Source organism: Pedobacter sp. P26 (assembly GCF_050632135.1).
Classification (GTDB): domain Bacteria; phylum Bacteroidota; class Bacteroidia; order Sphingobacteriales; family Sphingobacteriaceae; genus Pedobacter.
On the sequence record NZ_CP192574.1, the window covers coordinates 1,427,004 to 1,450,242 of the forward strand.

A 23,239-nucleotide genomic window follows, 5' to 3' on the forward strand; every position below is an offset into this window, starting at 1 on the left:
TAAATTCTTTGCGCACTTTGCGGTTATAGCCTTGAAAATTTCCCTAAAATTATCATCTTTATGAATTATGACTGGTTTTTTTCAGGTGCTTCTATTTTGTCTTTTCTGGGTTGCCTGGCTTTGGGCGTGCTGTATGCCTGGTTGCTTTATCGTGGTAACAAAAATCTGGATAAAAAACTTCAATATGGCTTAACAGCATTGCGGATTGTAGTGGTTACCACCATTGCATGGTTAATATTTGCTCCACTCATTAAAACCTTAAATTATACCTTAGATAAGCCTGTAATCATTATCGGACAGGATAATTCCCAATCTGTTGGTCAGGTTAAAGCAGCAGGTTTCGACCAAAAATTATACGAACAGAATCTTAAAGCTTTACAAGATAAACTATCAGACAAATATGAGGTGAAAACGCTTCACTTTGGTGATCAGGTTGCCGATGGTTTCGATTTTAAAAATCAGGGTAAATTAACCGATGCCTCTGCTTTTTTTCAAAAAGTTAGAGATGAATATACCAACAGAAATGTTGGTGCTGTAATTTTAGCCACTGATGGTATTTTTAACCATGGTGGAAATCCGCTTTACAGCATCAATCAGATCAATGCGCCAGTTTATACTATTGCCTTGGGAGATAGTGTCCCGAAGCGGGATGTACTAATTTCAAATGTGAATTACAATAACATCGCGTACCTGGATGACGATTTTACGATCGAAGTGCAGGTGCAGGCTTTTCAAAGCGATGGCGAAAATAGCTTTTTAACTGTTAGCCAGAATGGAGCAAAGCTTGAGCAGCAAAATATATCTATCATTAGCAATTCTTTTGTTAAAACGGTTCCTGTTAAGATTCATGCCGGTAAAATTGGTGTGCAGAAATATACTGTTCAATTGGGTGTTTTAAAAAATGAAATCACTAGCCGAAATAACGTTCAGACTTTTTATGTAGAGGTGATTGATGGCAGACAGAAAGTATTACTGGCTGCTGTTGCGCCACACCCCGATTTAGGGGTATTAAAAGAGGCTATATCGCTTAATAAACATTACGAAGCTAAACTTGCGCTGGCTGATGATTTAAACGCAACTGATCCATCCAAATTTGATTTAATTGTTTTGTATCAGTTGCCCGATGTTCAAAATATTTCATCAGTATTTTTAAAGAAGTTGGCCGGTTTGAAGAAACCGGTCTGGTACATTTTGGGTGCTCAGAGCAATATTAATACTTTTAACCAGATCCAGAATCAGGTAAATCTGAGTTCAGCAAACGGTTTCATTCAGGAGGTATATGCTGATTTTGCCAATGGTTTTACCAGTTTTAATCTTACTGAAGAAGATAAAAAACAGTTTTCGGCTTTTGACCCTTTGCTTAGTCCGTTTGGAAGGTTAACCGTAAATACAGGCGCAATACCTGTTTTTAACCAGCGTATTGGCAAAGTAAGCACACAGCAGCCGTTACTGTTCTTCGCGAATGAGAATGGCTCAAAGGCCGGTTATTTGATGGGAGAGGGGCTTTGGAGATGGAAACTTTTAGAGGCTGAAAATGAAAGTAATCAATCGGTTTTAAACGACCTGATTTCAAAAACGGTTCAGTACTTATCTGTAAAAGATGATAAAAGAAGATTTAAGGTTTTTACCTCTAAATCGGCTTACGATGAAAATGAATCGATCCAGTTTAATGCTACACTTTATAATGATAGTTATCAACCTGTAAATGAGCCGGAAGTTAAACTTTTGGTAAAAAATGAGGCAGGCAAATTATTTAATTATATTTTTTCTAAAACGGAAAATGGCTATCAGTTAGATGCCGGAACCATGCCCGCTGGCAATTATTCTTACTTAGCAAATGCGGAACTGGGAGGAAAGAAATTCACAGCCTCGGGTAGTTTCTATGTAAACGCATTGATTGCAGAATACCAACAGACAACTGCCAACCACCAGCTTTTAAATACGATCTCTAAACAAAGCAATGGCAAGCTGTTTATGCCCGAAAATCTGCTTAAAATAGCGGATGAGATTGCCAAAAACGAAAATATTAAAACCATCAGCTATGAAGACCGGAAGTACGATGAACTCATCAATATAAAATGGTTATTTGGCTTAATGCTGATCTTATTGGGCACGGAGTGGTTTTTAAGGAAAAGGAACGGGGAATTGTAAATTTATAGTTAGATGTTACCATCTGACTGATAGATTGTTTTTTTCAAATAATTGATGATATTCAATTAATTCGAAACGTGTCAGGTGGTAACATCTGACACCACGAATAAACTCTCAATTCCAAACTGAAAACTCCCAACTGAATTAGTGCCATTCATCCCTATACACGAACTTCGGCATGTGCCATTCGAAACGGATGGAAAGTAATCGCAATGCTAATCCGATAACAGCAGCCGAAATGGTAGCTAACATTTCACTTCCATGAAAATGTTCTACACCGATATAAACAGCACCAGTTACAATCGCTGCACTCGCATAAATCTCTTTTCTAAAAAGGAATGGTACTTCATTGCAGAGTACGTCACGTAGTACACCGCCTGCACAACCAGTAATCATCCCGCTAAAGAGTACAATTAAATAAGGCAAATGGATTTGCTGCGCTACCTGACAACCAATGATCGTAAAGACCACTAAACCCAAAGCATCGAGGTAAAGAAAAAGCTTTTTGAGTTTAGTCATGATAGAGGCGATAAATGCCGCCAATAAAGCCGCTACCGCCGTAATCACTAAATATTCCGGATGTTCCACCCAGCTCATTGGGTAATGACCAAATAATACATTTCTAACCGTGCCGCCGCCCAGAGCTGTAACCCAGGCAATAATGCAAACACCTACCCAATCCATATCACGTCTGCCTGCAGAAAGTGCTGCCGTCATGGCTTCAGCTGTTATGGCGATAATGTAAAGAATGTGGAGCATTAGATAGGTTAACTGTTTAAATTGCTCAATCGGTTAATTGTTAAATGGTTAAACTGCAAACGGTCAATCAAAATTCTTTTGCTTTGGATCCAGAAACAAGTTCAGGAGAGCTAGACTAAGGGAAGAGAACTTAAATGCCAAACGCCCAGCGCTAATCCTTCTTCTCTTCCTGGATAATCACGAAAACATCTTCATTATCTTTTTTCATGAAATATTTTTCACGTGCAAATTTTTCAGCCGTATTCAGGTTGGTATTCAGTTCGTTAAGGTCTTTTTTTACCTGGGCGGTTTCTTTCTCGAAATATTCTTTTTCTTCCTGCAATTTATTGGCCTGACTGCGGTATTCGTACTGCGACATCATATCGTTTTTGTCGAAAAATAGCATCCACATCGCAAAAGCGACAGTAGCAAGGAAATATTTATTGCGGAAAAGATCTATTAAACGTTTCATAGTTGGAGATATGAGTATTGAGATATGTGATTTGAGATCATGCACATAACTCAGAACAAATATAGTATTAAAATAAAAACATCCGAAGATTTAAAATCTCCGGATGTTTCGCAAATAAGTTTTTCAACTTGTTAACACCCCAAACCCCTAAAGGGGCTTTTCGGCATTATCCTTAGTCCCCTTCAGGGGATTTAGGGGTTATTTCTTAGCATATTTGAATTTTGAACCTATGAAACGTGCGTTTTCACCTAATTCTTCTTCAATACGTAATAATTGATTGTATTTTGCAATCCTGTCAGAACGTGATGCAGAACCGGTTTTAATCTGTCCGCAGTTTAATGCAACAGCTAAATCAGCTATGGTCACATCTTCAGTTTCGCCAGAACGGTGACTCATTACCGAAGTATAACCACTGTTTTGTGCTAAAGTTACTGCATTGATGGTTTCAGTTAAAGAACCGATCTGATTTACTTTTACCAGGATGGAGTTAGCAGTAGCCTCGTCAATTCCACGTTGTAAACGCGTAACGTTGGTTACAAATAAATCATCACCAACTAATTGAACATGGTCGCCGATTTTATCGGTTAAGCTTTTCCAGCCAGTCCAGTCGTTTTCGTCCATACCATCTTCGATAGAGATAATCGGATATTTTGCAGAAAGATCAGCCAGATACTGTGCCTGCTCTTCACTAGAACGAATTACACCAGTAGCACCTTCAAATTTAGTATAGTCGTATTTACCATCTTTGTAGAACTCAGACGAAGCACAATCTAAAGCTAAACAGATTTGAGAACCAGGTTTGTAACCGGCAGTTTCGATTGCTTTTAATACCGTTTCTATTGCATCTTCAGTACCATCAAAAGTTGGTGCAAAACCACCTTCATCACCTACTGCAGTAGATAAACCTCTATCATGAAGAATTTTTTTCAAGCTATGGAAAACTTCAGTTCCCCAACGTAAAGCCTCAGAGAATGATGGAGCGCCAACCGGCATAATCATAAATTCCTGGAAAGCGATAGGCGCATCAGAGTGAGAACCTCCGTTAATGATGTTCATCATCGGAATTGGTAAAGTGTTTGCATTAACACCACCAATGTAACGGTATAATGGTTGGCCAATTTCGTCAGCAGCTGCTTTAGCAACAGCTAAAGAAACACCTAAAATTGCGTTAGCACCTAAGTTACCTTTGTTTTCGGTACCATCAAGTTCTAACATTAATTTATCAATTGCATTTTGCTCAAAAACATCGATACCTCTTAATGCATCAGCAATTTTAGTATTTACGTTTTCTACAGCTTTTAAAACACCTTTACCTAAATATGTAGATTTATCACCATCACGTAATTCAACAGCCTCATATTGTCCAGTAGATGCGCCGCTTGGTACAGCTGCACGGCCAAAAGCGCCTGCCTCTGTTACTACTTCTACTTCTACTGTTGGATTGCCTCTCGAATCGAGAATCTGTCTGGCATGGACATTAACGATTATGCTCATTTTTATTTAATTTTTTGTTGATTTTTTAACCTGCTTAGTGTACAAAGTACAATTACTAAGTGCAACACCAAAGTTAGTATAATTTTTAAATAAATAAAGCGTTTTAAGGGTTAATGTTACGATTGTGATTTGAGTTAACCGATGGTTAATTTTAAGTTAATATCGGTTGAAACTCATGTTTAAGTTGGCAGCTTAAAGAGCGTAAGAGCATTTATGTTAATTTGAAAAGCAGTTGGGGGAGTACTTCGGTTGGGGGTTGGTCCCGCTTTCATTACAAGTCCTCGCTGCGCTGTGGGCTTTCCATTACAATCGGGTTTAATTACTTAGGTTCGGTAATTTATAGGGAATTATTTCTAAAGATGCAGTCATCTCGACTGGAACGCAGTGGAATGGAGAGATCTATCTAGGCAGATTTTGCTTCGCAAAGCCTTCGGGTTCTCGGCTGCGTTGCACTCCGCTCGAAATGACGGCATCGAGGGGTTAGTTTCATCTATCAGTCGGTGTCTCACCGACCGAAATAGAATCTTTTTATTTTTTAGCTTCAGCCAGAAGTTCAGAATTGAGGCGTATATATTCATCTACCTTTTGAGCTGTTGCAGCGTCGATGCCTTGTTGTGCAGTAATTGCTGCAGCTGCTTTATCCCCCATTTTAAGTTGGATACGGCCTTTCCATAGTTTAAACCATGGTGCTTTTGGGTCTGATTTTTCTGCTTCCGTCACCCATGCTAAAGCTTGTTTTAAATCTTTTCCATGTTGAAAATAATATTGTGCAGCGGCAAAATATGGTTTCTTTTCACCTTTCATCGCTTCAGCAATATTGCCCATTACTTTTTCATCAATAGAAGTTGTGATGTTAATGCCATACGCACTGTTCTCCCACATCATATTTAAAGTTGCCGAAGTTTCGCTAACAGCAGAGAATAGCATGGTTAAAGTTTCTACTTTATCCTTTAAAGTTATAGTTTTAACTTTTACACGAAGCACATCATCACTTTCCTTATATTCATAAGCTCCCCATTGATCGGCAATTTTGTTAAAAATAATGGTCCATTCGTTTTTACCCGGAATACTGAACAGGCCATATTCGCCAGCCGGTAAATCTTTGCCTTCAATTTTAACGGCCTCGGTAAATTTAATGCGTGTTGCAGCATTTGCTCCGTTGCGCCAAACTTTGCCCATGGGTTCCATTCCGCCAAAAATTTTTCGGCCTTTAACATTGGGGCGGGAGTAGCTTAACGTTATTTTGCCTAATCCAAAATCCTGAATGATGGTTTGGCCACTACTGGCTTGTGGAAATTTTACTTCCTGGGCACCTGCAAAATCTGCTGCACCCAAAAGTGCTACAAACAGCACTATTGATTTGATCGATAACTTCATTGCTTTGTTGTTTTTGGTTTGTGCGAATTTACGCAATAAGCTTTGGGTTTAACAAAAGTTTTAATGCAGCATTTAGATCAATTGATTTTTCCTGAAACCAAAAATCAGTTCGTCAAAATATGCTCCATTTTTAAAAATAGTACCCTTTAATTTCGCTTCGAAGATAAAACCTGATTTTTGTAAAACCCTTTGTGACGCCAGGTTGGTATGTGTTGTCCTTGCGAAAATTCTATCAATATCAAAGGTAGCGAAACCATATTGAAGCATTTCTTTTATGGCAAGCGGAATAATTCCTCTTCCCCAAAAGTCTTCAGCAATCCAATAACCCATTTCTGCACTTTTACTATAAATATCTGCGAGTTGATGCACACCTATCGATCCGATTACTTCGTCGTTTAACACAATGGCCTTGATCTGTAAAGGATCGTGACTTAAAGCCAGTTGAATAAAAGCTTCCCCATCTTTTTTTTCGTAAGGAAATGGGAATTTATTGGTCAGGTATTTAGAAATATTGAAATTATTGGCGTGTTTAACCAGATTTTCGATGTCACCTGGTTGGTAGGGGCGTAAAATTAATTGCATTAGTTTAAAATTTTGTCGAGATGAGATAAGGCTGTAACTTTTTAATAAACATGAAGTCAGAAATAAAATATTTTTATGTTACACTTCAGTCAATTTGAAAAATCCTATTTCGATCATCTTGTTTTAAAGATAGATAATATTAAACTTCCTGGGGGCATTTTTTGGATAAAAGGGAGAAATGGTACAGGAAAAAGTACTTTTTGAAAGCAATTGCAGGGATATTATCTTTTAAAGGCGAAATTGCAATAGGAACTGTTTATTTAAAAAATCATGGTGTAGCCTATAGAAAACTGGTCAATTTTGCTGCTGCGGAACCATTATTTCCTGAATTTTTAAGCGGGGTGGAGATGATTGCTCTTTTTGCAAAAGCGAAGGGTGCCGGAGCTGGTCAGGCGGAAATCCTGGTTACCGAAATGGGAATGCAGGGCTATATCAACAATCCGTTAGGATCCTATTCCAGTGGTATGCTCAAAAAACTTTCGCTGGTACTGGCTTTCCTGGGGAAACCAAAATTGATTTTGTTGGATGAACCTTTAAATACGATCGATGCCGAATCTCTTGAAGTATTATACAGTTGGATCAACGAAAAACATGAGAAAGAGAAAATCAGTTTTCTCTTATCATCTCATCAACCTTTAGATGAGTTAAAATTACCCGGACATAAACAGATTAATATCGTGGATAAAAAATTAACACTGAACTTTTAATGTTTCCACTTTCGAACATTGCCTTAAGAAAAATATTTGTTGATGGGTTTTACCGTACACATGCAGGTATGCTGGTATTCTTTTTCGTCATGTTGATCAGTTATGGTTTGTTCATCAATACTTTGGGTACAGTAATGCCTGATCAGATAGATTTTTGGCAGTTTTTCTTTACCATTAGTTTGGTGAGCAATCCGTTGATTATGGCTTTTTATCTGGTTGCAAGCGCATTATATGCCTATAAAGGCTTAAAATATGTGCTTAACCAGCTTCTTTTGCCTCAACATGAGTTTTTATATTACAGTTTTACCTCATCTTCCAAAAAACAACAAATTCTCAACTGGTATAGTGTGTTGGCTTATATATTTATCCCGGTTTGGTGTTATACTTTATATGCAATAGTTATTGGATTAATATTTGGTTATTATTTTATTTCTATTGGGATTTTGCTCTTTCAGCTGCTGTTGATTATCGCTGGTGCTTACATCATTCTAAAAGAAAGTAATCGTTTAATTGAAACCAATAAACCTAACTGGTTGATCCGGATTAACAGAAAATGGAATAAACCTGTGTTTTTATTGTATAGCTTTCAGGTTTTTAACCAATCGAAACTGGCTTATTTATTAACCAAACTGCTTTCGTGGTTATTGATTTCTAGTGTTTTTATACTTTTCTCCGATATTAAAGATAATTCAAAGCTATTAATGCTCATTACTTCCTGTATTGTTGTGCCGCATATAGTACTTGTCTATCAGGAAAGGATTTTTAATGATCGGTATTTATCTTTTTTGCCCAATTTTCCTTTTAGTAAGGCCAAGGTATTTTTTAGCTTCTGCTTAAACTATCTCATTTTATTATTACCCGAAATATGTTGGATGACTACCCGTTTTGGCTTGATAACATCACTCGAATTAGCTGCATTCGCTTTTTCCGCTATCCTTTTATTCAGAAGTTTGCTTTTATTGAATGGGATTCAGGTTAAAGGATTTTTGATAGGTGTTTTTTGTCTGTTTTTCCTTTTTTATGTGTGTATTATGTTTGGCCTAGGCTTAATGTTAATTCCGGTAAATATGGTTGTGGCTTGGGTGATATTTAGGAGGAATTGTTTGAATGATAATAGCTTAGGTATCTGATTACGATGAACTTGCAAGATGTCGTCATTTCGAGCGGAGTGCTACTTGTACCGATTTTACTTCGGTAACGCAGTCGAGAACCACGAAGTACTCAGCGAAGCTAAATCTGTCTGGATAGATCTCTCCATTCCGCTGCGCTTCAGTCGAGATGACTACTTTTCTATGGAATTCTTTTAACATTTTTAAGAATCCAATAGTATCAAAATCTTTCTTACTAAATATTCGAAAACAAAAAGTTTAACCTGGCAAGCTCTGTTTTGATCTGGTTCATGCCGATTAAAACCACCTGACATACCACTCGATTGCTGAAAAACATTTACAGTAAGTTCATTTTCAGTATTTGGTAACATGGTTACACTAAATTTAAAATAGGTTGCAAATGCACCTAATAAAAGCCTTTTGGTTCGGCTTCCTTTCTCTAAAATTAAATTTCCATATTGATGGTCGAAGACTTTATAGCCTTGTTGTTCCATCAGATGGGTAATTTTGCCCGTCATTTCTTCTACCGAAACATCCTTGTATAAGTTAGATATCAGTCCATCAACAGTATGAAGGTTTTTTACAAAAAGCGTCATAGTATTTAAATAAGGTTTATTTTAATTCATCTAATACTTTAAACAACTTTTTGTTGATACTGTTTCCGCTATAATTATTAATATTGATCACTACTACATATTTGTTACCGGCAGCATCGGTATGGTAACCTGCAAAGGCTGAAACATCGTTTATGGTTCCGCTTTTAATTTTCATGCCATTGTATTCTGGCAGGGCTTTATAATAATCAGGGAACCAGTTTTCTTTCTGAATTTGAAAAAGTATAGTTGCCATTGCAGAGGTTGTAATCCGGTCGCCTGGTGAGAGTCCGCTGCCGTCGATAATATTTAATGCTGTTCTATCAATGCCTTTATCAGCCCAAAAGTTAATCTCCGTTTCTGCACCTTTGCTTGTTGTACCCGCTTTGCCTGATTTTATCGCAATGGTTTTTAAAATCGATTCGCCATATAAATTGATGCTTTTCTTTAAAAACCAATAGGTCATCTCGCTTAAACGAGGTGAACTGATGGTGCTTATTTTTTGTGTAACCGAAGGAATGACCTGATTGTTTAAAGTCATTAACCGGGCCGTTGTGGCCTGTTGACCGGTTGAAATCTCCAATCTCTTCAAAGTATCCTGTAAGCGGTAAGCGCAATCAAAAGCAGGATCGGGGAGGGCTACAGAAATGCCTGTTTTGGTAATGCCCATTCCCCAACTTCCGCGGAGGTAGGCAACATTACTGTAAGGAGGAAGAAAAGCATAACTTCTATCGCCCGTACCAGTTGAACCGGTTTTGAGTTCATTTACCAACTGCACATAGGGCGTAGCCGGAACAGTTTTTACAATTTTCACCTCATCCGCCGCGCTGCTCCCTGGTCTTAAATGGATATCGAACTGATTTTCCCGCCAGGCCAAACCCGAAGTACCAGCGCCATAATAATTGCCGATGTCCTGCCAAACCCAACCTTCAGGTGTGGTTTGTGTGCCAAAAATACGGTCATCACCAATTACTGAACCTTCAATTTTTTTATGCCAACGGCTTTTATGGCCGCCACCCATTGTGTTAAAACAGCATTTTCTTTGTTTTGATAACGCCAAGAGCCCAAAGTAGGGTCGCCGCCACCGATAATGATGAGGTTACCTTTTAATGTTCCATCTGTAGTAATGGTTCCGGTATAGGCTAAAGTAGTCTGAAACTGAAAATCTTTCCCTAAAATACTAAAAGCTGTTGCTGCGGTAATGGTTTTTAGTGTTGAAGCAGTGGCCAAACCAATCTGCTCGTTTTTAGCATAAAGTGTTTTGCCGGTATTGGCATCCAAAACGCAAAGAGATACCAGGGCATGTTTTGCCTGTTCGTCGTTTAATAAATTATTAAAAGCTTTTTCTAGGTTTTGGATTCTGTTTTGAGCATTTGCTGCGATTGTTAAACACAGTGATAGGGACAATATTTTGAAAAATTTCATTTTTTTTGCAGGCGATTATTTTATACCAGGAAACTGGTATAGTTAGCTTTATTTATAACGTATGTTTCGTTGGTGGGGTATGCATCTAAAAATGTAGAAGGAAACTTTACTTTTTTATTCGCGTTCCATTTAATCTCTATGGCATTTATTTTTCCATCAACTTCTTCTATTAAATCAATTTCCTGTTGCTGAAAACTGCGCCAAAAATAATATCTGGCATGCTTTCTTTTATTATTGCTGGCCTTTATGTATTCAGATACAATATAATTTTCAAACAACTGACCAGCATCCTGCCGTAAGCCGAGCATGCCGAAATTTTCGATTACCGCATTTCGGATTCCTGTATCATAGAAGTATATCTTTTTGCTCTTTTTAATTTCGTTCCGCAGGTTGCTGCTGTAAGCACCTAGTCTAAATACAACGAAACATTGTTCTAATAGATCGATGTAACGCTCAACAGTGAGTTTATCGGCCTCAATCATTTGTCCAAGTTCACTATAAGAAACTTCGTTACCAATCTGTAGGGCCAATGCCTGTACCAGTTTTTCGAGTTGTAAGGGTTTTCGGATACTCGTAAGCGATAAAATATCTTTAAAAAGATAACTGTTAGCTAAATTTAATAACAGCTCTTTTTCTTCCCCGGATAATTGATGGCATCGGGATAAGTACCGTAAATTAATCTTTTTTCTAAAGCCTGTTCTTCAATAAGTACGTTCGTTTCGTCAACAAGTTCTGCAACTGAAAAAGGGAAGAGGTGATATTCAAATTTTCTTCCTGTTAACGATTCTTTGATGCCAATAGCCAGATCTAATGATGAAGAACCAGTAACCAATAACTGAACATCTGAAAAATTATCAACGATCAGTTTTAAGGTTAAGCCAATATTGGTAACGCGTTGTGCTTCGTCGATAAAAATGATTTTGTTAGCACCAATAATTGATTTCAGCCTTTCGATACTGATATCTGTTAAGGTGGCGCGTACGTTTGCCTCATCACAATTTAGAAAAACAAAAGGTAGCTCAGTCTTATTTACTAACTGCTTTAACATAGTAGTTTTACCCACTTGCCTTGCACCGGTAACAATAATGGCTTTTTGTTTAAAAACTTCAATTCGATATGGTTTTGCAGATTTCTGATAATCATCATACAAATTTTGCTTCTCTCAAATATAACAAAATTTTAAATCTAATCACTAAATTATATATAATTTGGTGATTATGATCTTTTTTTATATGTAATTTAGTGGTTAAGATCGCTAAATTATATATCTTTAAATTTTTAACCTTAACCATTGAATAATTTATTGCGCTTAATTTCCTTTCCCTGCCTCAATCTCACTGCATGATAAACGGTGGGTACATCGTTCGTCCATTTTTTGAGGGTGAGAACAATTGCAAGTATTTCCAAGCGGGTGGCCATGCCGAGCCAAAAACAAATTTCAAAGAGCACGATCGATTCGTAATGCACCATAATTTCGACTAAAGTAGCAAATATTGTCAGCGTCCAGATTTTAGCGCCGATAGAATGGGTGGCAATTTCTTTTTGAATTTGATATAGCTTAATGCATAGGTTGAAGCTTCGAAAGTACCAAGGACAATTAATTTGACAAGATTGGTTTTGAAGAAATCCGGACATTGAATATAAGTGGCAACTGCTACCGAAATAAAAAATACCTGATCGATACCAGAGTCCAGCCGCCTTAACTTTTCGGAAGAGATATTAAGCTTACGGGCGATGATCCCATCAAAAACATCGGTTAGCAAACCAATAGATAATAAGGTGATGGCTAAAAAAGAATAATGGCTAGCATGGAAAACACTTAACAGAATGATTCCAAAACCAATAAGCAATCTGGAATAAATTAAAGCAATTGGAAGTTGTTTCATTGTAGCGCATAAAAAAGCCCCGAATAAATCGAGGCTTTTCTTAAATTATTTATTGATTAAACCAATTCTTTCTGAATTAGATATTCGGCAATCTGAACAGCATTGGTTGCTGCACCTTTACGTAAGTTATCGGCAACAATCCAAAGGTTTAGTGCTTTGGGAGCTGATTCATCTCTACGGATACGGCCTACAAAGACCTCATCTTTTTCATGGGCATCTTTCGGCATAGGATATTTTAAGTTGGCCACATCATCCACAACGATTACGCCTGGTGCTTTTTCTAAAATGCTGCGCACTTCAGCTAAATCGAAATCATTTTCAAACTCGATATTTACCGACTCTGAGTGACCACCCATTACCGGGATACGAACCGTTGTCGCGGTAACTTTGATGCTATCGTCGCTCATAATTTTGTTCGTTTCCTTAACCATTTTCATCTCTTCTTTAGTATATCCGTTTTCAGTGAAAACATCAATATGAGGAAGAACGTTCAAGTCGATTTCATAAGGATAAGCTTTAGGACCATCAATGCCTTTACGCTCGTTCATTAATTGCTCAACCGCTTTAACACCAGTACCGGTAACCGATTGATAGGTAGAAACCACCACACGTTTTATTTTGTATTTATCGTGCAAAGGTTTTAAAACCACCACCATCTGGATGGTCGAACAGTTTGGGTTAGCGATAATTTTGTTATCGATAGAAAGTTCGTGTGCATTAACTTCCGGCACAATTAATTTAATTGCAGGATCCATTCTCCAGGCAGAAGAGTTATCGATAACAGTTGTTCCGGCCTCTTTAAAACGAGGTGCATGCTCTAATGAAGTGTTGCCACCCGCCGAAAACAAAGCGATATCTGGTTTCATACTGATTGCAGTATCCATGCTAACAATTGGGAACTTCTTACCCTTAAAAGTAATTTCCTTACCAACACTCTTTTCTGATGCTACGGGAATCAACTCTGTTAAAGGGAAATTTCTTTCCTCCAATACTTTTAACATGACAGTGCCAACCAATCCGGTTGCACCTACTACTGCTACTCTCATTTTAATTTTTTTATATTATTAATTATTTGATATGAGCTCAAATATGCTAAAAATTAAGCTGATATCCCTATTGTTACCAATTAAATTTGCTTTTAATATTTGAAATTTTTGGTTTTCGATAGAAAATATGGTTGGAGAATAAAGTCTGAGCACAAACTTCCAAAGTTTCGCAGGGGGCGGGGCAGGGGGCAACTTCGGAAGTCAATGAATGTTTTTTTTGGAAAGCAGGTTCCATCGTTTATCGGTTACGAAAGTCCTGCTATCACTATAATCTTTTTAAACAACTATTGTCAATGCTGAGGTACGAAGCATCTGTTTCATCGGTTGCAGACAACAAGATTTATAGGTACTGCAATTAAAAAGTATTGCCGTTCTATCAGGTTTAGATAAACAGGGACAATTCTCCTAATGACAGTGAAATCTTTTAATGAGGTTTGGGTTGTTGAAGAAAGGAGAAGATTTTATTTACGAAGATAGATCTCTCTATTTCGCTACGCTTCAGTCGAGATGACCGACAAGCGAGTAGTTAAACCCCACAGATTTTTTAAAATCTGCGGGGTTTAATAAATTTAAATCAAACTGGCTTTGATATAATCGCAGCTTGTTTTGATCGAGCCAATTGGATCTGGCTGATAATTGGTTTCGTGCTCTACAAAGAAATGTTGCATGCCTGAAAGTTTTGCCTGGGCAAAAATGGTTTTAAAATCAATTGATCCCTTACCCACCTCAGTATTTAATTCAGGTTTGGCCTTGTCCATATCCTTCACGTGCCACATAGGGAAACGGCCGGGATATTTTTTAAATAATGCTAAAGGATCATTACCTGAGCGTACTACCCAGTATAAATCCAATTCAAAATTAACCAGGTTTTTATCGGTTTCAGTTAAATAAACATCATAACCAGTAGTATCGCCCAAATTTTTAAACTCGAAATCGTGGTTATGATAAGCGAATTTTAATCCTGAAGCTTTAGCAATTTCTGCCACTTTGTTAAAATCGCTGGCGGTTTTTTTGAAACCATCGGCACCTTTACTCATATCAACGTGTGCGCCGGCAATGGTGAAATATTTACCACCAATTGCAGCTGATGATTCGATATCTGCTTTTAATCTATCGGCATTTCCTGTTTTTACAAAATCATCCATGTGGTAATGACCACTTGGTGCTTTTAAACCATTGGCATCAAGTAAGGTTTTAAATTCTTTAGGCGTTAAGCCCCAAAATTTTCCATTGGCAAAACCATAGGTTTCAACTTCTTTGTATCCGGCCTTTGCTACTTTTTCGATAACGCCTTTTACATCTTTCGGCAACTCATCGCGCAGGGTGTATAATTGCAGGCCAACATTTTTACTTGCTTTATCAAAAGCAAATGATGGAATTAATAATGCCGCTCCGGCAGCTAATCCTGCCTGTTTTAAGAATGTCCTTCTTGAATTCATTACCTAAGATTTTAAATAATCTCCTTTTTAATATAAGCGCAGCTTGCTGCAACAGATCCCATTGGATTTGGTTTGTAATTGGTTTCGTGTTCTACAAAGAAATGTTTCATACCCGAAAGTTTTGCCTGGGCAAAAATAGGTTTGAAGTTGATAGAACCCGTTCCTACTTCAGCATTTAATGCCGGATTGGCTTTATCCATATCTTTAACGTGCCACATGGTAAAACGTCCTGGATTTTCTTTAAATAATTTAATTGGATCGTTACCAGAGCGTACTACCCAGTACAAATCAAGTTCGAAATCAACCAATTTTTTATCGGTTCCTTTCAAGAGGATTTCGTAACCGGTAGTATCACCTTGTTTTTCGAACTCGAAATTGTGGTTATGATAAGCTAATCTGATACCTGCTGCTTTCGTTAATTTTCCAGCTTCGTTAATCCTGGCTGCGATTTTTTTGTAATCGTCGGCATTTTTTCTGATACTTCCTTCCAACCAGGGAATGGTTACATATTCGCTGCCCAGTACTTTTGCTGCTGCAATTGCTGCTTTGAGTTCTGTGGTATTTCCATCAGCCAGATAAGTGCCCAAACCGTAATGGCCACTTGGTGCTTTTAAACCGTTAGCATCCAACAATGCTTTAAATTCTTTAGGCGTTAATCCCCAAAATTGATCTTTTATCGAAAAACCATAGGTTTCAACCTCTTTGAAGCCAGCTTTTGCCACCTTGGCAATGGTTCCTTTTACATCTTTAGGCAATTCATCCCTTAAAGAATATAATTGTAAGCCTACTGCTTTTTTATCGGCAGCAAAAGCGAACGATGGAGCCAAAAGTGCTGCCGCTGCAGCCATACTACTATTGAGTATAAAACTTCTTCTTGATATCATAGGTATATTTTTAAATGTCGCAAATTGAGATTGCCTTTTTTAAGGAGGCTATTTTATCAGCATTTTTGGGTATAAATTCTTGTGCAACGAAACCTTTAAAGCCGGTTTCGGCAATGGCTTTCATAATGGCAGGGTAATACAGTTCCTGTGTATCATCAATTTCGTTTCTGCCCGGAACACCGGCAGTGTGGTAATGTGCAATATACTGATGGTAATCTCTGATGTTCCTGATCACATCACCCTCATCAATCTGCATGTGGTAAATATCATATAACAACTTGAAGTTTTCAGATCCTAAGCGTTTGCAAAGCTCAGCTCCCCATGATGTTCTGTCGCATTGGTAATCTTTATGGTTAATTTTGCTGTTTAGCAACTCCATTACCAATACCACATTGTGCTTTTCGGCCAATGGAATTAACTGTTTTAATCCTTTAACGCAATTGTTCCAGCCTGTTTCATCATCTTTACCACGACGGTTTCCACTAAAGCAGATCAGATTTTTATAACCAGCTTCTGCAACAAGTGGAATCATTGCGGTATAATTCTGAATTAACTTTTCGTGGAATTTTTCGTCGTTAAAACCATCTACCAAATTAATTTCAGCACCATTACACATGGTTGATTCTAAACCATGTTTTTTTAAGGTAGGCCAATCTTGCGGACCCACCAAATCAATACCTTTAATACCTATTTTTTTTGCTTCAATGCAAAGTGTTTCTACATCAAAACTACTAAAACACCAGCGACATACAGCATGGTTGATATTTCCTTTTAGCCTTAGCGGCCGATCTGATTCTGGTTTCTCCATTGCTAGTGCTGAAAATCCTGAAGAAACACCAATTGCAGCAGTTCCTGCAATGATGTTCTTTAAAGCATTTCTTCTATTTACGTTTGAGCCCATGTTAAATTGCTTTAGCTTCTATTTCAGATTTAGTTTTATCATTGAACAACAGGGCGAATAATAAGAAAACGGCAGCTGCAATTCCTGCTGGAATAATCCAAACCATTTTCCAATCGGTTACCTCTCCGGTTTTATACATATCTGTAATTAAGCCCGCAACTTTAAAGCCGATCAACATACCAACGCCATAAGTTGCTAGGGTAATAATACCCTGCGCAGCACTTTTGAATTTTTCTCCAGCTTTTGAGTTGGTATAAATCTGACCAGAAACAAAAAAGAAATCGTAACAAACGCCATGTAGTGCAATTCCTATAATCAGCATAAAGCTTAAGTTGCCTGCATTGCCATAAGCAAACAGTACATAACGTATCGCCCATGCCAGCATACCAACTATAATTGTCTTCTTAAATCCGTACTTTGAAAAGAAAACAGGAATAGCCAATAAAAATAATGCTTCAGAAACCTGACCGATGGCCATTTTACCTGTTGGATTGGAAACTTTGATATCAGCCAGGAAAAGGCCTGCATTTTGATAATAAAAGGCTAATGGGATACAAATCAGGATCGAAGAAATAAAGAAAACAGCAAAATTTTTATCTTTTAATAATTTCAATGCGTCCAATCCTAAAATGTCACGTAATTTTATTTTTTCGTCTTTGGCAATCTTTGGAGGAGTTGCAGGTAAAGTAAAACTAAATAATCCCAACGCCAAAGAGGCAATGCCAGCCATTAAAAAGGTACTTTTCAATAATCCAGCTTGAATTCCTTCCGGAGAATCCCAGTGGAAAGCAAAACTGATTAATAAACCAGCGATGATCCAGCCGATTGTACCGAAGACCCTAATATTTGCGAATTCTTTTTCGGCATCTTTCATTTGGTTAAAAGAAACCGAATTTACCAGTGCAAGGGTAGGCATGAACAAAATCATGTAAGCTAAAACGTAAGGATAAAAAACACTTACATCTGGGGCACTATACATCTGGTACATTAAAATAGCACCAATAATATGTAAAACACCTAAAATTCGTTCAGCGTTAAAATATCTGTCGGCAATAAGGCCTATGATAAATGGAGCAATAATAGCGCCCCAGGATTGTGTTGAAAATACAGAACCAATTTCGGAATTGGTTGCCTTTAGGTTATTGTTTAAGAATGCCCCTAATGTTACAAACCATGCGCCCCAGATAAAAAATTCCAGGAACATCATGGCAGAAAGTTTAAAGCGAGTAGTGCTATTCATTTGGCTAGTAATTATGTAAAATGGTTAAGGTAAGAGGGATGATAGAAACGTATCCCCGTAACTCATCTACAATTTTATAATATTTTAACTGGATTGGCAGGAGGGATTTTGTAATTCACATTATACATTTTTCCCTCTTACATTTTCAATTTTTATAGTTCTTTTATGGAGATGTTTTATATCAACATCATCTGAATTTGTAAGAAGGATTTGTAATTCACATTATACATTTTCCCTCTTACATTTTCCATTTTTATAGTTCTTTTATAGAGATGTTTTTGTACCAAACTTCGTCTCCGTGATCTTGCAAGGCAATTCTGCCGGTTTTAAAGATTCCCCAGTTTTCCCATGTCGCAAATTTACTACCTGCAACAATTTTTTTCCAGTTATCATCCCAAAGGGTGGTTTTTACTACTTCAACACCATTTAAAATTAAGGTTAATTTACCCTTTTTGCTAATGATCTCTGCTTTGTTCCATTCGCCAACCGCTTTAACCGGTTCTGATGAACTTTTTACCAAGTCGTACAAATCGCCAGCACGGTGTTTCGTGATTTTTCCATCCGGGTGGCCATCGTTATCAATAACCTGCATTTCTAAACCTGTAGAATAGGTCGCATGGTATTTAGGTTCTTCGTGAACATAAAAAATCAGGCCACTATTTGCTTTCGGAGCTACTTTCCATTCATATTTTAAGTGGAAGTCGCCGTATTCTTTGTTTGTAACTAAATCGCCACCGCCATCAGCACCTTTTTTAACTAAATCTAAATGCAATGTACCATCCTGAACTTGCCAGGCACTACCAACTGTAGTTTTGTTGTAGGTATGCCAACCTGTTGTGGTTTTACCATCGAACAGTGGTTTAAAGCCTTTTTGTGCTTTTGATATTTGTGTAACTGCTAATATGATAAAAGCAGAAAGAAAGATTTTTTTCATTTTTTTAAATAAAACCTCGCAGGTTAAAAAACTGCGAGGTTTGTGATAGTTAAAGGGTTAAATTATTCCAGCCTTTACGGTATTCACGTTTTACAAACTGGTTGGCTTCATCAAAGTTGGTCACTTTCATATTATCATTATCCCATAACATTTTAGTGTACCTGCCTGGATAAGTAATCTTATCGTTTACCGTTTTCTGGATATCAAAACTTCTGATTGCCAGGTTTGCCATTAATAAAGCTTCCGTTAACGGACCAGCAATTTCAAAAGGCGAACTTACTTCCTGTTTGCCATAACCGGCAATTGCTGCTTCAACCCATTGTTTGTAGTGCCCATTTGCACCATCTGGTACGCGGGCATATTTTGGCGCAACTTTAATGTCTTTGTTTTTACTTAAAGGCAATAATTTTGGATTTGCACTATACGTCTCAGACATCATTTTACCTTTTGTTCCAATAAATAGGGTACCGTTACCACCATCTCCAAAAGTTTCGTTTGCTTCCAATTCTTCCGGGCGTTCTGGCTGGATACCACCATCCATCCAGTGTAAAGTAACATCGCCTTTAGTTTTATTCGTTTTAGGGAATTTTAAGGTAACATGACTTGATGGAGGACAGCTTTCTGGGAAATAACCGCGCTTAAATTCATCAACATAAACAGAACCTACACTTGCCTCAACTTCTTTAGCATATTTTAAATTTAATACACTAAAAGGAGCTTCAATTAGGTGACAACCCATATCGCCCAAAGCACCTGTTCCGTAATCCCACCAGCCACGCCAGTTAAATGGAACCAATTTATCAACAAAATCCTTTTCAGGAGCTGTTCCCAACCATAAATTCCAATCTAATTCTTTAGGGACTTCTGCTTTTTTGCTTGGCCAAGGAATGCCTTGAGGCCAAACCGGGCGGTTAGTCCAGGCATAAACTGTATGTACGTCGCCGATCAAACCAGCTTCGTACCATTCTTTCATCTGCCGTGGACCGTCGTTTGATGCACCTTGATTACCCATTTGTGTAACCACTTTATATTTTTTTGCAGCTGCGGTTAGAATACGCGCTTCATAAATATCGTGTGTTAAAGGTTTTTGAACGTAAACATGTTTGCCCAACTGCATGGCTGCTAAAGCCTGGATGGCATGGTTATGGTCTGGAGTAGAAACAGAGACAGCGTCGAAGTTTTTATGTTCTTTATCCAGCATCTCGCGCCAATCTTTATAGTATTTTGCTTTGGGGAAAGCTTTTACACTATTGGCTGCACGGCGATCGTCTACATCACATAGAAAGGCGATATCCGCTTTTCCACTTTTGTAGAACATATCTAAATCACTTTGACCTTTTCCGCCAACACCAATGCCGGCAACCAATAAGCGATCGCTCGGTGCTAAATAACCTGTTCCGCCTAAAACATGGCGTGGAACAATCATAAAGGCCGCGGCAGCAATTGCCGAAGTTTTAATAAAATCACGACGGTTACTCGTGTTTTTATTTTCTTGCTCTGTTTTCATATAGTAAATCGATTTGCTAACGGAATTCGACTATTTTTTCTTTAGAGATAAAATATACTTTACCATTAATTTTGCGTCATCTTTTTTAAGAGTAGCATGAGCGGTCATTGGCATATTGCCCCAAACTCCGGTTCCACCTTTAATAATCTTATCTGCTAACATATTGATGTTTTTATCTGTAGCCGGATATTTTTTTGCGATGTCTACGTAAGCAGGGCCAATAATTTTGTTGGTCTTGTTGTGGCAACCTAAACAATCTGATTTATTGATCAGTTTTTCTCCTGGATTTGATTGAAAAGTAGCATGGTTTGCTGTTGTTGCCGTTGCAACCACGGCTTTCTCTTTCGCTAAATCAGCTTTTGAAAACGACGCCATAAAAATGACTACAGCGCCTAAAATTAAAAATGTTTTTTTCATGTGTTGTGTGTTGTTTTTAATTGCATTCAAACTTGCATAAGCGTTAATATTTATTTGTTGTTGCTTATGCAGGTTTTCATGTTGTGTGTATTTTTATTCTTGTAATCCTAATATTCTTTTATTGAAAGCGCTATCACTACCTGATGCAGCAAAATCATCAAATGCTTTATCAGTTACGTTAATGATATTCTTTTTGATAAACTCTGCGCCTTCGCGGGCACCATCTTGCTGGTTTTTGATACAGCATTCCCATTCCATAACGGCCCAACCTTTAAAATCATATTGGGCTAATTTACTAAAAATGGTTTTAAAATCAACTTGTCCGTCACCAGGTGAGCGATAACGTCCGGCGCGGTTTGCCCAACTCTGGTATCCACCAAAAGTGCCTTGTTTGCCTGTAGGGTTAAATTCTGCATCCTTTACATGGAAGGCTTTGATGCGTTCGTGGTAAAAATCAATGTACTGAATGTAATCCAATTGTTGCAACACAAAGTGAGATGGGTCATACAATAAGCATGCCCGAGGGTGATTATTTACCGCAGCGAGGAACATTTCGTAAGTTTCGCCATCAAATAAATCTTCTCCAGGGTGTATTTCGTAGCAAACATCAACTCCGCACTGGTCAAATTCGTTCAAGATTGGCGTCCATCGTTTTGCCAATTCTGCAAAACCTTCCTCAACCAACCCAGCCGGACGTTGCGGCCAGGGGTGGAAATATTGCCACAATAATGAACCACTAAAAGTAGCATGCGCATTCAAACCCAGGTTTTGTGATGCTTTTGCAGCATATTTCATCTGCTGCACTGCCCATTCTGTCCTGGCTTTTGGGTTTTTGTGTACTTCTTTTGGTGCAAAGGCATCAAACAAGTCATCATAAGCAGGGTGAACTGCCACCAATTGTCCTTGTAAGTGTGTAGAAAGCTCAGTAATTTCTAAACCGTAAGTTGCAATTTTGCCTTTTAATTCATCAGCATAGGTTTTGCTTTCTGCCGCTTGTTTAAGATCAATAAAGCGGGCATCGAGTGTTGGCATCTGGATACCTTTGAATCCTAAATCTGCTGCCCATTTGCAAATGTTATCAAGTGTATTAAATGGAGCTTCGTCGCTTATAAATTGTGCTAAAAATACTGCTGGTCCTTTTATCGTTGTCATGCCGGATTATTATATTTTATAGTCGAACCATTTTTGATCTGATTGGCTTGAAGCCACCACATTTTCGATAAATGCCATTCCTCTGATTCCGTCTGAAGTGCCAGGGAAATCGAGCATTTCTGCTGTAGGTTCCTCATTATTTAATTTTGCATTTACCGTAAGTGCAAAGTTTTTATAAATGTTGGCAAATGCTTCTAAATAACCTTCAGGATGACCGCCTGGTGTACGGGTATTGTGTTTTGCAAAACTACCCATATAGCCGTTACCTGTTCTGTAGATCTGGGCAGGAGCATTTAACCACCTTACAATTAGTGTATTTGGTTCCATCTGGTGCCATTCTAAACCACCTTTTTCGCCATAAACCCTGATTTTTAGTGCATTTTCTTCTCCGGCAGCAATTTGTGAGGCCACCAGTACGCCGTTAGCTCCATTATCGAACTTTAACAATACGTTACCGTCATCATCAATGGCTCTTCCAGGCACTACAATATTTAAATCAGCACAAATTTTAGTGATTTTTAGTCCCGAAATGTATTCGGCAAGGTGTGCTGCGTGTGTGCCAATATCGCCCATGCAACCGCTTTTCCCAGTTTTAGATGGGTCTGTACGCCAAGCCGCTTGTGCATTGCCTTCACGCTCAGAAAGTGTACTTAACCAGCCTTGAGGATATTCTACCACGATTTTACGGATAGCACCCAATTCGCCTTCGTTTACCATTTGCTTAGCCTGCTTAACCATCGGGTATCCTGAGTAAGTGTGTGTTAAACAAAGGGTTAGTCCGGTTTCTTCTACTTTAGCCTGCAGCTCTTTAGCTTCTTCTAATGTCAAGGTCATCGGTTTTTCAATCACGACGTTGAAACCCTTATCCAAGGCCATCATTGCAGGAGCAAAATGAGCAAAGTTTGGAGTAACAATGGTTACAAAATCGATTCTTTCGTCTGCTGGCAATTCACTTTCTTTGGTCAGCATTTCTTCGTAATTATTGTATATCCTGCTATCGGGAAGAAAAAGTATTTTTCCAGATTCATATCCAATTTCAGGATTTACACTTAAAGCTCCGGCAGATAATTCGATCAGGCCGTCCATATTGGCAGCCAAACGGTGTACGGCACCGATAAAGGCGTCTTTTCCGCCGCCTATCATGCCCATTCTTAATTTTCTTTTCATTTTTGAGGTATGGGGTAT

22 protein-coding genes and 1 pseudogene are annotated in these 23,239 nt (G+C 38.1%); 3 read left to right on the forward strand and 20 right to left on the reverse strand.

All coding sequences use genetic code 11. The features are described 5' to 3' along the window. The first annotated feature begins 60 nt into the window (after positions 1 to 60). On the forward strand, positions 61 to 2,151 hold the full coding sequence (locus tag ACQ86H_RS06700; RefSeq protein ID WP_431294240.1) for a hypothetical protein: 2,091 nt from the start codon (positions 61 to 63) through the stop codon (positions 2,149 to 2,151). A gap of 144 nt (positions 2,152 to 2,295) precedes the next feature. Here the strand turns inward: ACQ86H_RS06700 and ACQ86H_RS06705 are convergent, their stop codons facing one another. The 5 genes from ACQ86H_RS06705 to ACQ86H_RS06725 all read right to left on the reverse strand — a co-directional run bounded on the left by ACQ86H_RS06705 (position 2,296) and on the right by ACQ86H_RS06725 (position 6,814). Continuing rightward, complete coding sequence (locus ACQ86H_RS06705) at positions 2,296 to 2,910, reverse strand: trimeric intracellular cation channel family protein (RefSeq protein ID WP_138818141.1); 615 nt, start codon at positions 2,908 to 2,910, stop codon at positions 2,296 to 2,298. A gap of 151 nt (positions 2,911 to 3,061) precedes the next feature. Next, entirely contained in the window at positions 3,062 to 3,361 is a 300-nt protein-coding gene (locus tag ACQ86H_RS06710; protein WP_025145767.1) for an FtsB family cell division protein, read from the reverse strand. 198 nt (positions 3,362 to 3,559) lie between these two features. Beyond that, entirely contained in the window at positions 3,560 to 4,855 is a 1,296-nt protein-coding gene (gene eno, locus ACQ86H_RS06715; RefSeq protein ID WP_147225112.1) for a phosphopyruvate hydratase, read from the reverse strand. 528 nt (positions 4,856 to 5,383) lie between these two features. After that, the gene (locus ACQ86H_RS06720; RefSeq protein WP_431294241.1) at positions 5,384 to 6,268 is read right to left on the reverse strand and encodes a DUF2911 domain-containing protein; all 885 of its coding nucleotides are present in this window, start codon (positions 6,266 to 6,268) and stop codon (positions 5,384 to 5,386) included. Between the two features lie 36 nt (positions 6,269 to 6,304). Beyond that, the gene (locus ACQ86H_RS06725; RefSeq protein WP_431294242.1) at positions 6,305 to 6,814 is read right to left on the reverse strand and encodes a GNAT family N-acetyltransferase; all 510 of its coding nucleotides are present in this window, start codon (positions 6,812 to 6,814) and stop codon (positions 6,305 to 6,307) included. 200 nt (positions 6,815 to 7,014) lie between these two features. On the opposite strand from ACQ86H_RS06725, the gene ACQ86H_RS06730 reads away from it, so the two are divergent. Both ACQ86H_RS06730 and ACQ86H_RS06735 read left to right on the forward strand, forming a co-directional pair. After that, on the forward strand, positions 7,015 to 7,521 hold the full coding sequence (locus tag ACQ86H_RS06730; RefSeq protein ID WP_431294243.1) for an ABC transporter ATP-binding protein: 507 nt from the start codon (positions 7,015 to 7,017) through the stop codon (positions 7,519 to 7,521). Then, entirely contained in the window at positions 7,521 to 8,651 is a 1,131-nt protein-coding gene (locus tag ACQ86H_RS06735; protein WP_431294244.1) for a hypothetical protein, read from the forward strand. Before ACQ86H_RS06730 ends, ACQ86H_RS06735 begins: the two co-directional genes overlap by 1 nt. Before the next feature lie 182 nt (positions 8,652 to 8,833). Here ACQ86H_RS06735 and ACQ86H_RS06740 read toward each other — a convergent pair whose 3' ends face one another. From ACQ86H_RS06740 to ACQ86H_RS06810, 15 genes and pseudogenes are all read right to left on the reverse strand, one after another. Next, positions 8,834 to 9,226 carry a hypothetical protein gene (locus ACQ86H_RS06740; protein ID WP_431294245.1) on the reverse strand — a complete coding sequence of 131 codons (393 nt, stop codon included), beginning with the start codon at positions 9,224 to 9,226 and terminating at the stop codon, positions 8,834 to 8,836. Positions 9,227 to 9,242: 16 nt separating this feature from the next. After that, positions 9,243 to 10,648 (reverse strand): annotated as a pseudogene (gene dacB / locus ACQ86H_RS06745) (D-alanyl-D-alanine carboxypeptidase/D-alanyl-D-alanine endopeptidase). A gap of 20 nt (positions 10,649 to 10,668) precedes the next feature. After that, complete coding sequence (locus tag ACQ86H_RS06750) at positions 10,669 to 11,328, reverse strand: ATP-binding protein (RefSeq protein WP_431295350.1); 660 nt, start codon at positions 11,326 to 11,328, stop codon at positions 10,669 to 10,671. Next, the gene (locus ACQ86H_RS06755; protein WP_431294246.1) at positions 11,265 to 11,798 is read right to left on the reverse strand and encodes an ATP-binding protein; all 534 of its coding nucleotides are present in this window, start codon (positions 11,796 to 11,798) and stop codon (positions 11,265 to 11,267) included. The genes ACQ86H_RS06750 and ACQ86H_RS06755 overlap by 64 nt, the downstream gene beginning before the upstream one ends. Before the next feature lie 346 nt (positions 11,799 to 12,144). After that, complete coding sequence (locus tag ACQ86H_RS06760) at positions 12,145 to 12,534, reverse strand: CDP-alcohol phosphatidyltransferase family protein (protein WP_431294247.1); 390 nt, start codon at positions 12,532 to 12,534, stop codon at positions 12,145 to 12,147. 56 nt (positions 12,535 to 12,590) lie between these two features. Beyond that, entirely contained in the window at positions 12,591 to 13,580 is a 990-nt protein-coding gene (locus tag ACQ86H_RS06765; protein WP_138818133.1) for an aspartate-semialdehyde dehydrogenase, read from the reverse strand. Between the two features lie 569 nt (positions 13,581 to 14,149). After that, a complete protein-coding gene (locus ACQ86H_RS06770; protein WP_431294248.1) occupies positions 14,150 to 15,019 on the reverse strand; it encodes a sugar phosphate isomerase/epimerase family protein in 870 nt (289 codons plus the stop codon). 11 nt (positions 15,020 to 15,030) lie between these two features. After that, positions 15,031 to 15,903: a sugar phosphate isomerase/epimerase family protein gene (locus tag ACQ86H_RS06775; protein ID WP_431294249.1), complete on the reverse strand. Its 873-nt coding sequence runs from the start codon at positions 15,901 to 15,903 to the stop codon at positions 15,031 to 15,033. Positions 15,904 to 15,913: 10 nt separating this feature from the next. Further along, positions 15,914 to 16,804, reverse strand: coding sequence for a hydroxypyruvate isomerase family protein (locus ACQ86H_RS06780; RefSeq protein ID WP_138818130.1), 891 nt, complete (start codon positions 16,802 to 16,804; stop codon positions 15,914 to 15,916). A 1-nt stretch (position 16,805) separates the two neighbouring features. Further along, a complete protein-coding gene (locus ACQ86H_RS06785) occupies positions 16,806 to 18,044 on the reverse strand; it encodes a nucleoside permease (RefSeq protein ID WP_431294250.1) in 1,239 nt (412 codons plus the stop codon). Positions 18,045 to 18,297: 253 nt separating this feature from the next. Then, positions 18,298 to 18,978, reverse strand: coding sequence for a 3-keto-disaccharide hydrolase (locus ACQ86H_RS06790; protein ID WP_138818128.1), 681 nt, complete (start codon positions 18,976 to 18,978; stop codon positions 18,298 to 18,300). Between the two features lie 49 nt (positions 18,979 to 19,027). Beyond that, complete coding sequence (locus ACQ86H_RS06795) at positions 19,028 to 20,485, reverse strand: Gfo/Idh/MocA family protein (RefSeq protein ID WP_138818127.1); 1,458 nt, start codon at positions 20,483 to 20,485, stop codon at positions 19,028 to 19,030. Between the two features lie 30 nt (positions 20,486 to 20,515). Further along, a complete protein-coding gene (locus ACQ86H_RS06800) occupies positions 20,516 to 20,902 on the reverse strand; it encodes a c-type cytochrome (RefSeq protein ID WP_138818126.1) in 387 nt (128 codons plus the stop codon). Positions 20,903 to 20,995: 93 nt separating this feature from the next. After that, entirely contained in the window at positions 20,996 to 22,054 is a 1,059-nt protein-coding gene (locus ACQ86H_RS06805; protein WP_138818125.1) for a sugar phosphate isomerase/epimerase family protein, read from the reverse strand. Positions 22,055 to 22,063: 9 nt separating this feature from the next. Beyond that, positions 22,064 to 23,221, reverse strand: a complete 1,158-nt coding sequence (locus ACQ86H_RS06810) for a Gfo/Idh/MocA family protein (RefSeq protein ID WP_431294251.1) — start codon at positions 23,219 to 23,221, stop codon at positions 22,064 to 22,066. Positions 23,222 to 23,239 lie beyond the last annotated feature (18 nt).

Excerpts from the sequence above, each read along its gene's own strand:
- ACQ86H_RS06700 (WP_431294240.1), top strand. The coding sequence starts at position 61 with ATGAATTATGACTGGTTTTTTTCAGGTGCTTCTATTTTGTCTTTTCTG.
- ACQ86H_RS06705 (WP_138818141.1), bottom strand. The coding sequence starts at position 2,910 with ATGCTCCACATTCTTTACATTATCGCCATAACAGCTGAAGCCATGACG.
- ACQ86H_RS06710 (WP_025145767.1), bottom strand. The coding sequence starts at position 3,361 with ATGAAACGTTTAATAGATCTTTTCCGCAATAAATATTTCCTTGCTACT.
- eno (WP_147225112.1), bottom strand. The coding sequence starts at position 4,855 with ATGAGCATAATCGTTAATGTCCATGCCAGACAGATTCTCGATTCGAGA.
- ACQ86H_RS06725 (WP_431294242.1), bottom strand. The coding sequence starts at position 6,814 with ATGCAATTAATTTTACGCCCCTACCAACCAGGTGACATCGAAAATCTG.
- ACQ86H_RS06735 (WP_431294244.1), top strand. The coding sequence starts at position 7,521 with ATGTTTCCACTTTCGAACATTGCCTTAAGAAAAATATTTGTTGATGGG.
- ACQ86H_RS06740 (WP_431294245.1), bottom strand. The coding sequence starts at position 9,226 with ATGACGCTTTTTGTAAAAAACCTTCATACTGTTGATGGACTGATATCT.
- ACQ86H_RS06760 (WP_431294247.1), bottom strand. The coding sequence starts at position 12,534 with ATGAAACAACTTCCAATTGCTTTAATTTATTCCAGATTGCTTATTGGT.
- ACQ86H_RS06765 (WP_138818133.1), bottom strand. The coding sequence starts at position 13,580 with ATGAGAGTAGCAGTAGTAGGTGCAACCGGATTGGTTGGCACTGTCATG.
- ACQ86H_RS06770 (WP_431294248.1), bottom strand. The coding sequence starts at position 15,019 with ATGAATTCAAGAAGGACATTCTTAAAACAGGCAGGATTAGCTGCCGGA.
- ACQ86H_RS06775 (WP_431294249.1), bottom strand. The coding sequence starts at position 15,903 with ATGATATCAAGAAGAAGTTTTATACTCAATAGTAGTATGGCTGCAGCG.
- ACQ86H_RS06780 (WP_138818130.1), bottom strand. The coding sequence starts at position 16,804 with ATGGGCTCAAACGTAAATAGAAGAAATGCTTTAAAGAACATCATTGCA.
- ACQ86H_RS06785 (WP_431294250.1), bottom strand. The coding sequence starts at position 18,044 with ATGAATAGCACTACTCGCTTTAAACTTTCTGCCATGATGTTCCTGGAA.
- ACQ86H_RS06790 (WP_138818128.1), bottom strand. The coding sequence starts at position 18,978 with ATGAAAAAAATCTTTCTTTCTGCTTTTATCATATTAGCAGTTACACAA.
- ACQ86H_RS06795 (WP_138818127.1), bottom strand. The coding sequence starts at position 20,485 with ATGAAAACAGAGCAAGAAAATAAAAACACGAGTAACCGTCGTGATTTT.
- ACQ86H_RS06800 (WP_138818126.1), bottom strand. The coding sequence starts at position 20,902 with ATGAAAAAAACATTTTTAATTTTAGGCGCTGTAGTCATTTTTATGGCG.
- ACQ86H_RS06805 (WP_138818125.1), bottom strand. The coding sequence starts at position 22,054 with ATGACAACGATAAAAGGACCAGCAGTATTTTTAGCACAATTTATAAGC.
- ACQ86H_RS06810 (WP_431294251.1), bottom strand. The coding sequence starts at position 23,221 with ATGAAAAGAAAATTAAGAATGGGCATGATAGGCGGCGGAAAAGACGCC.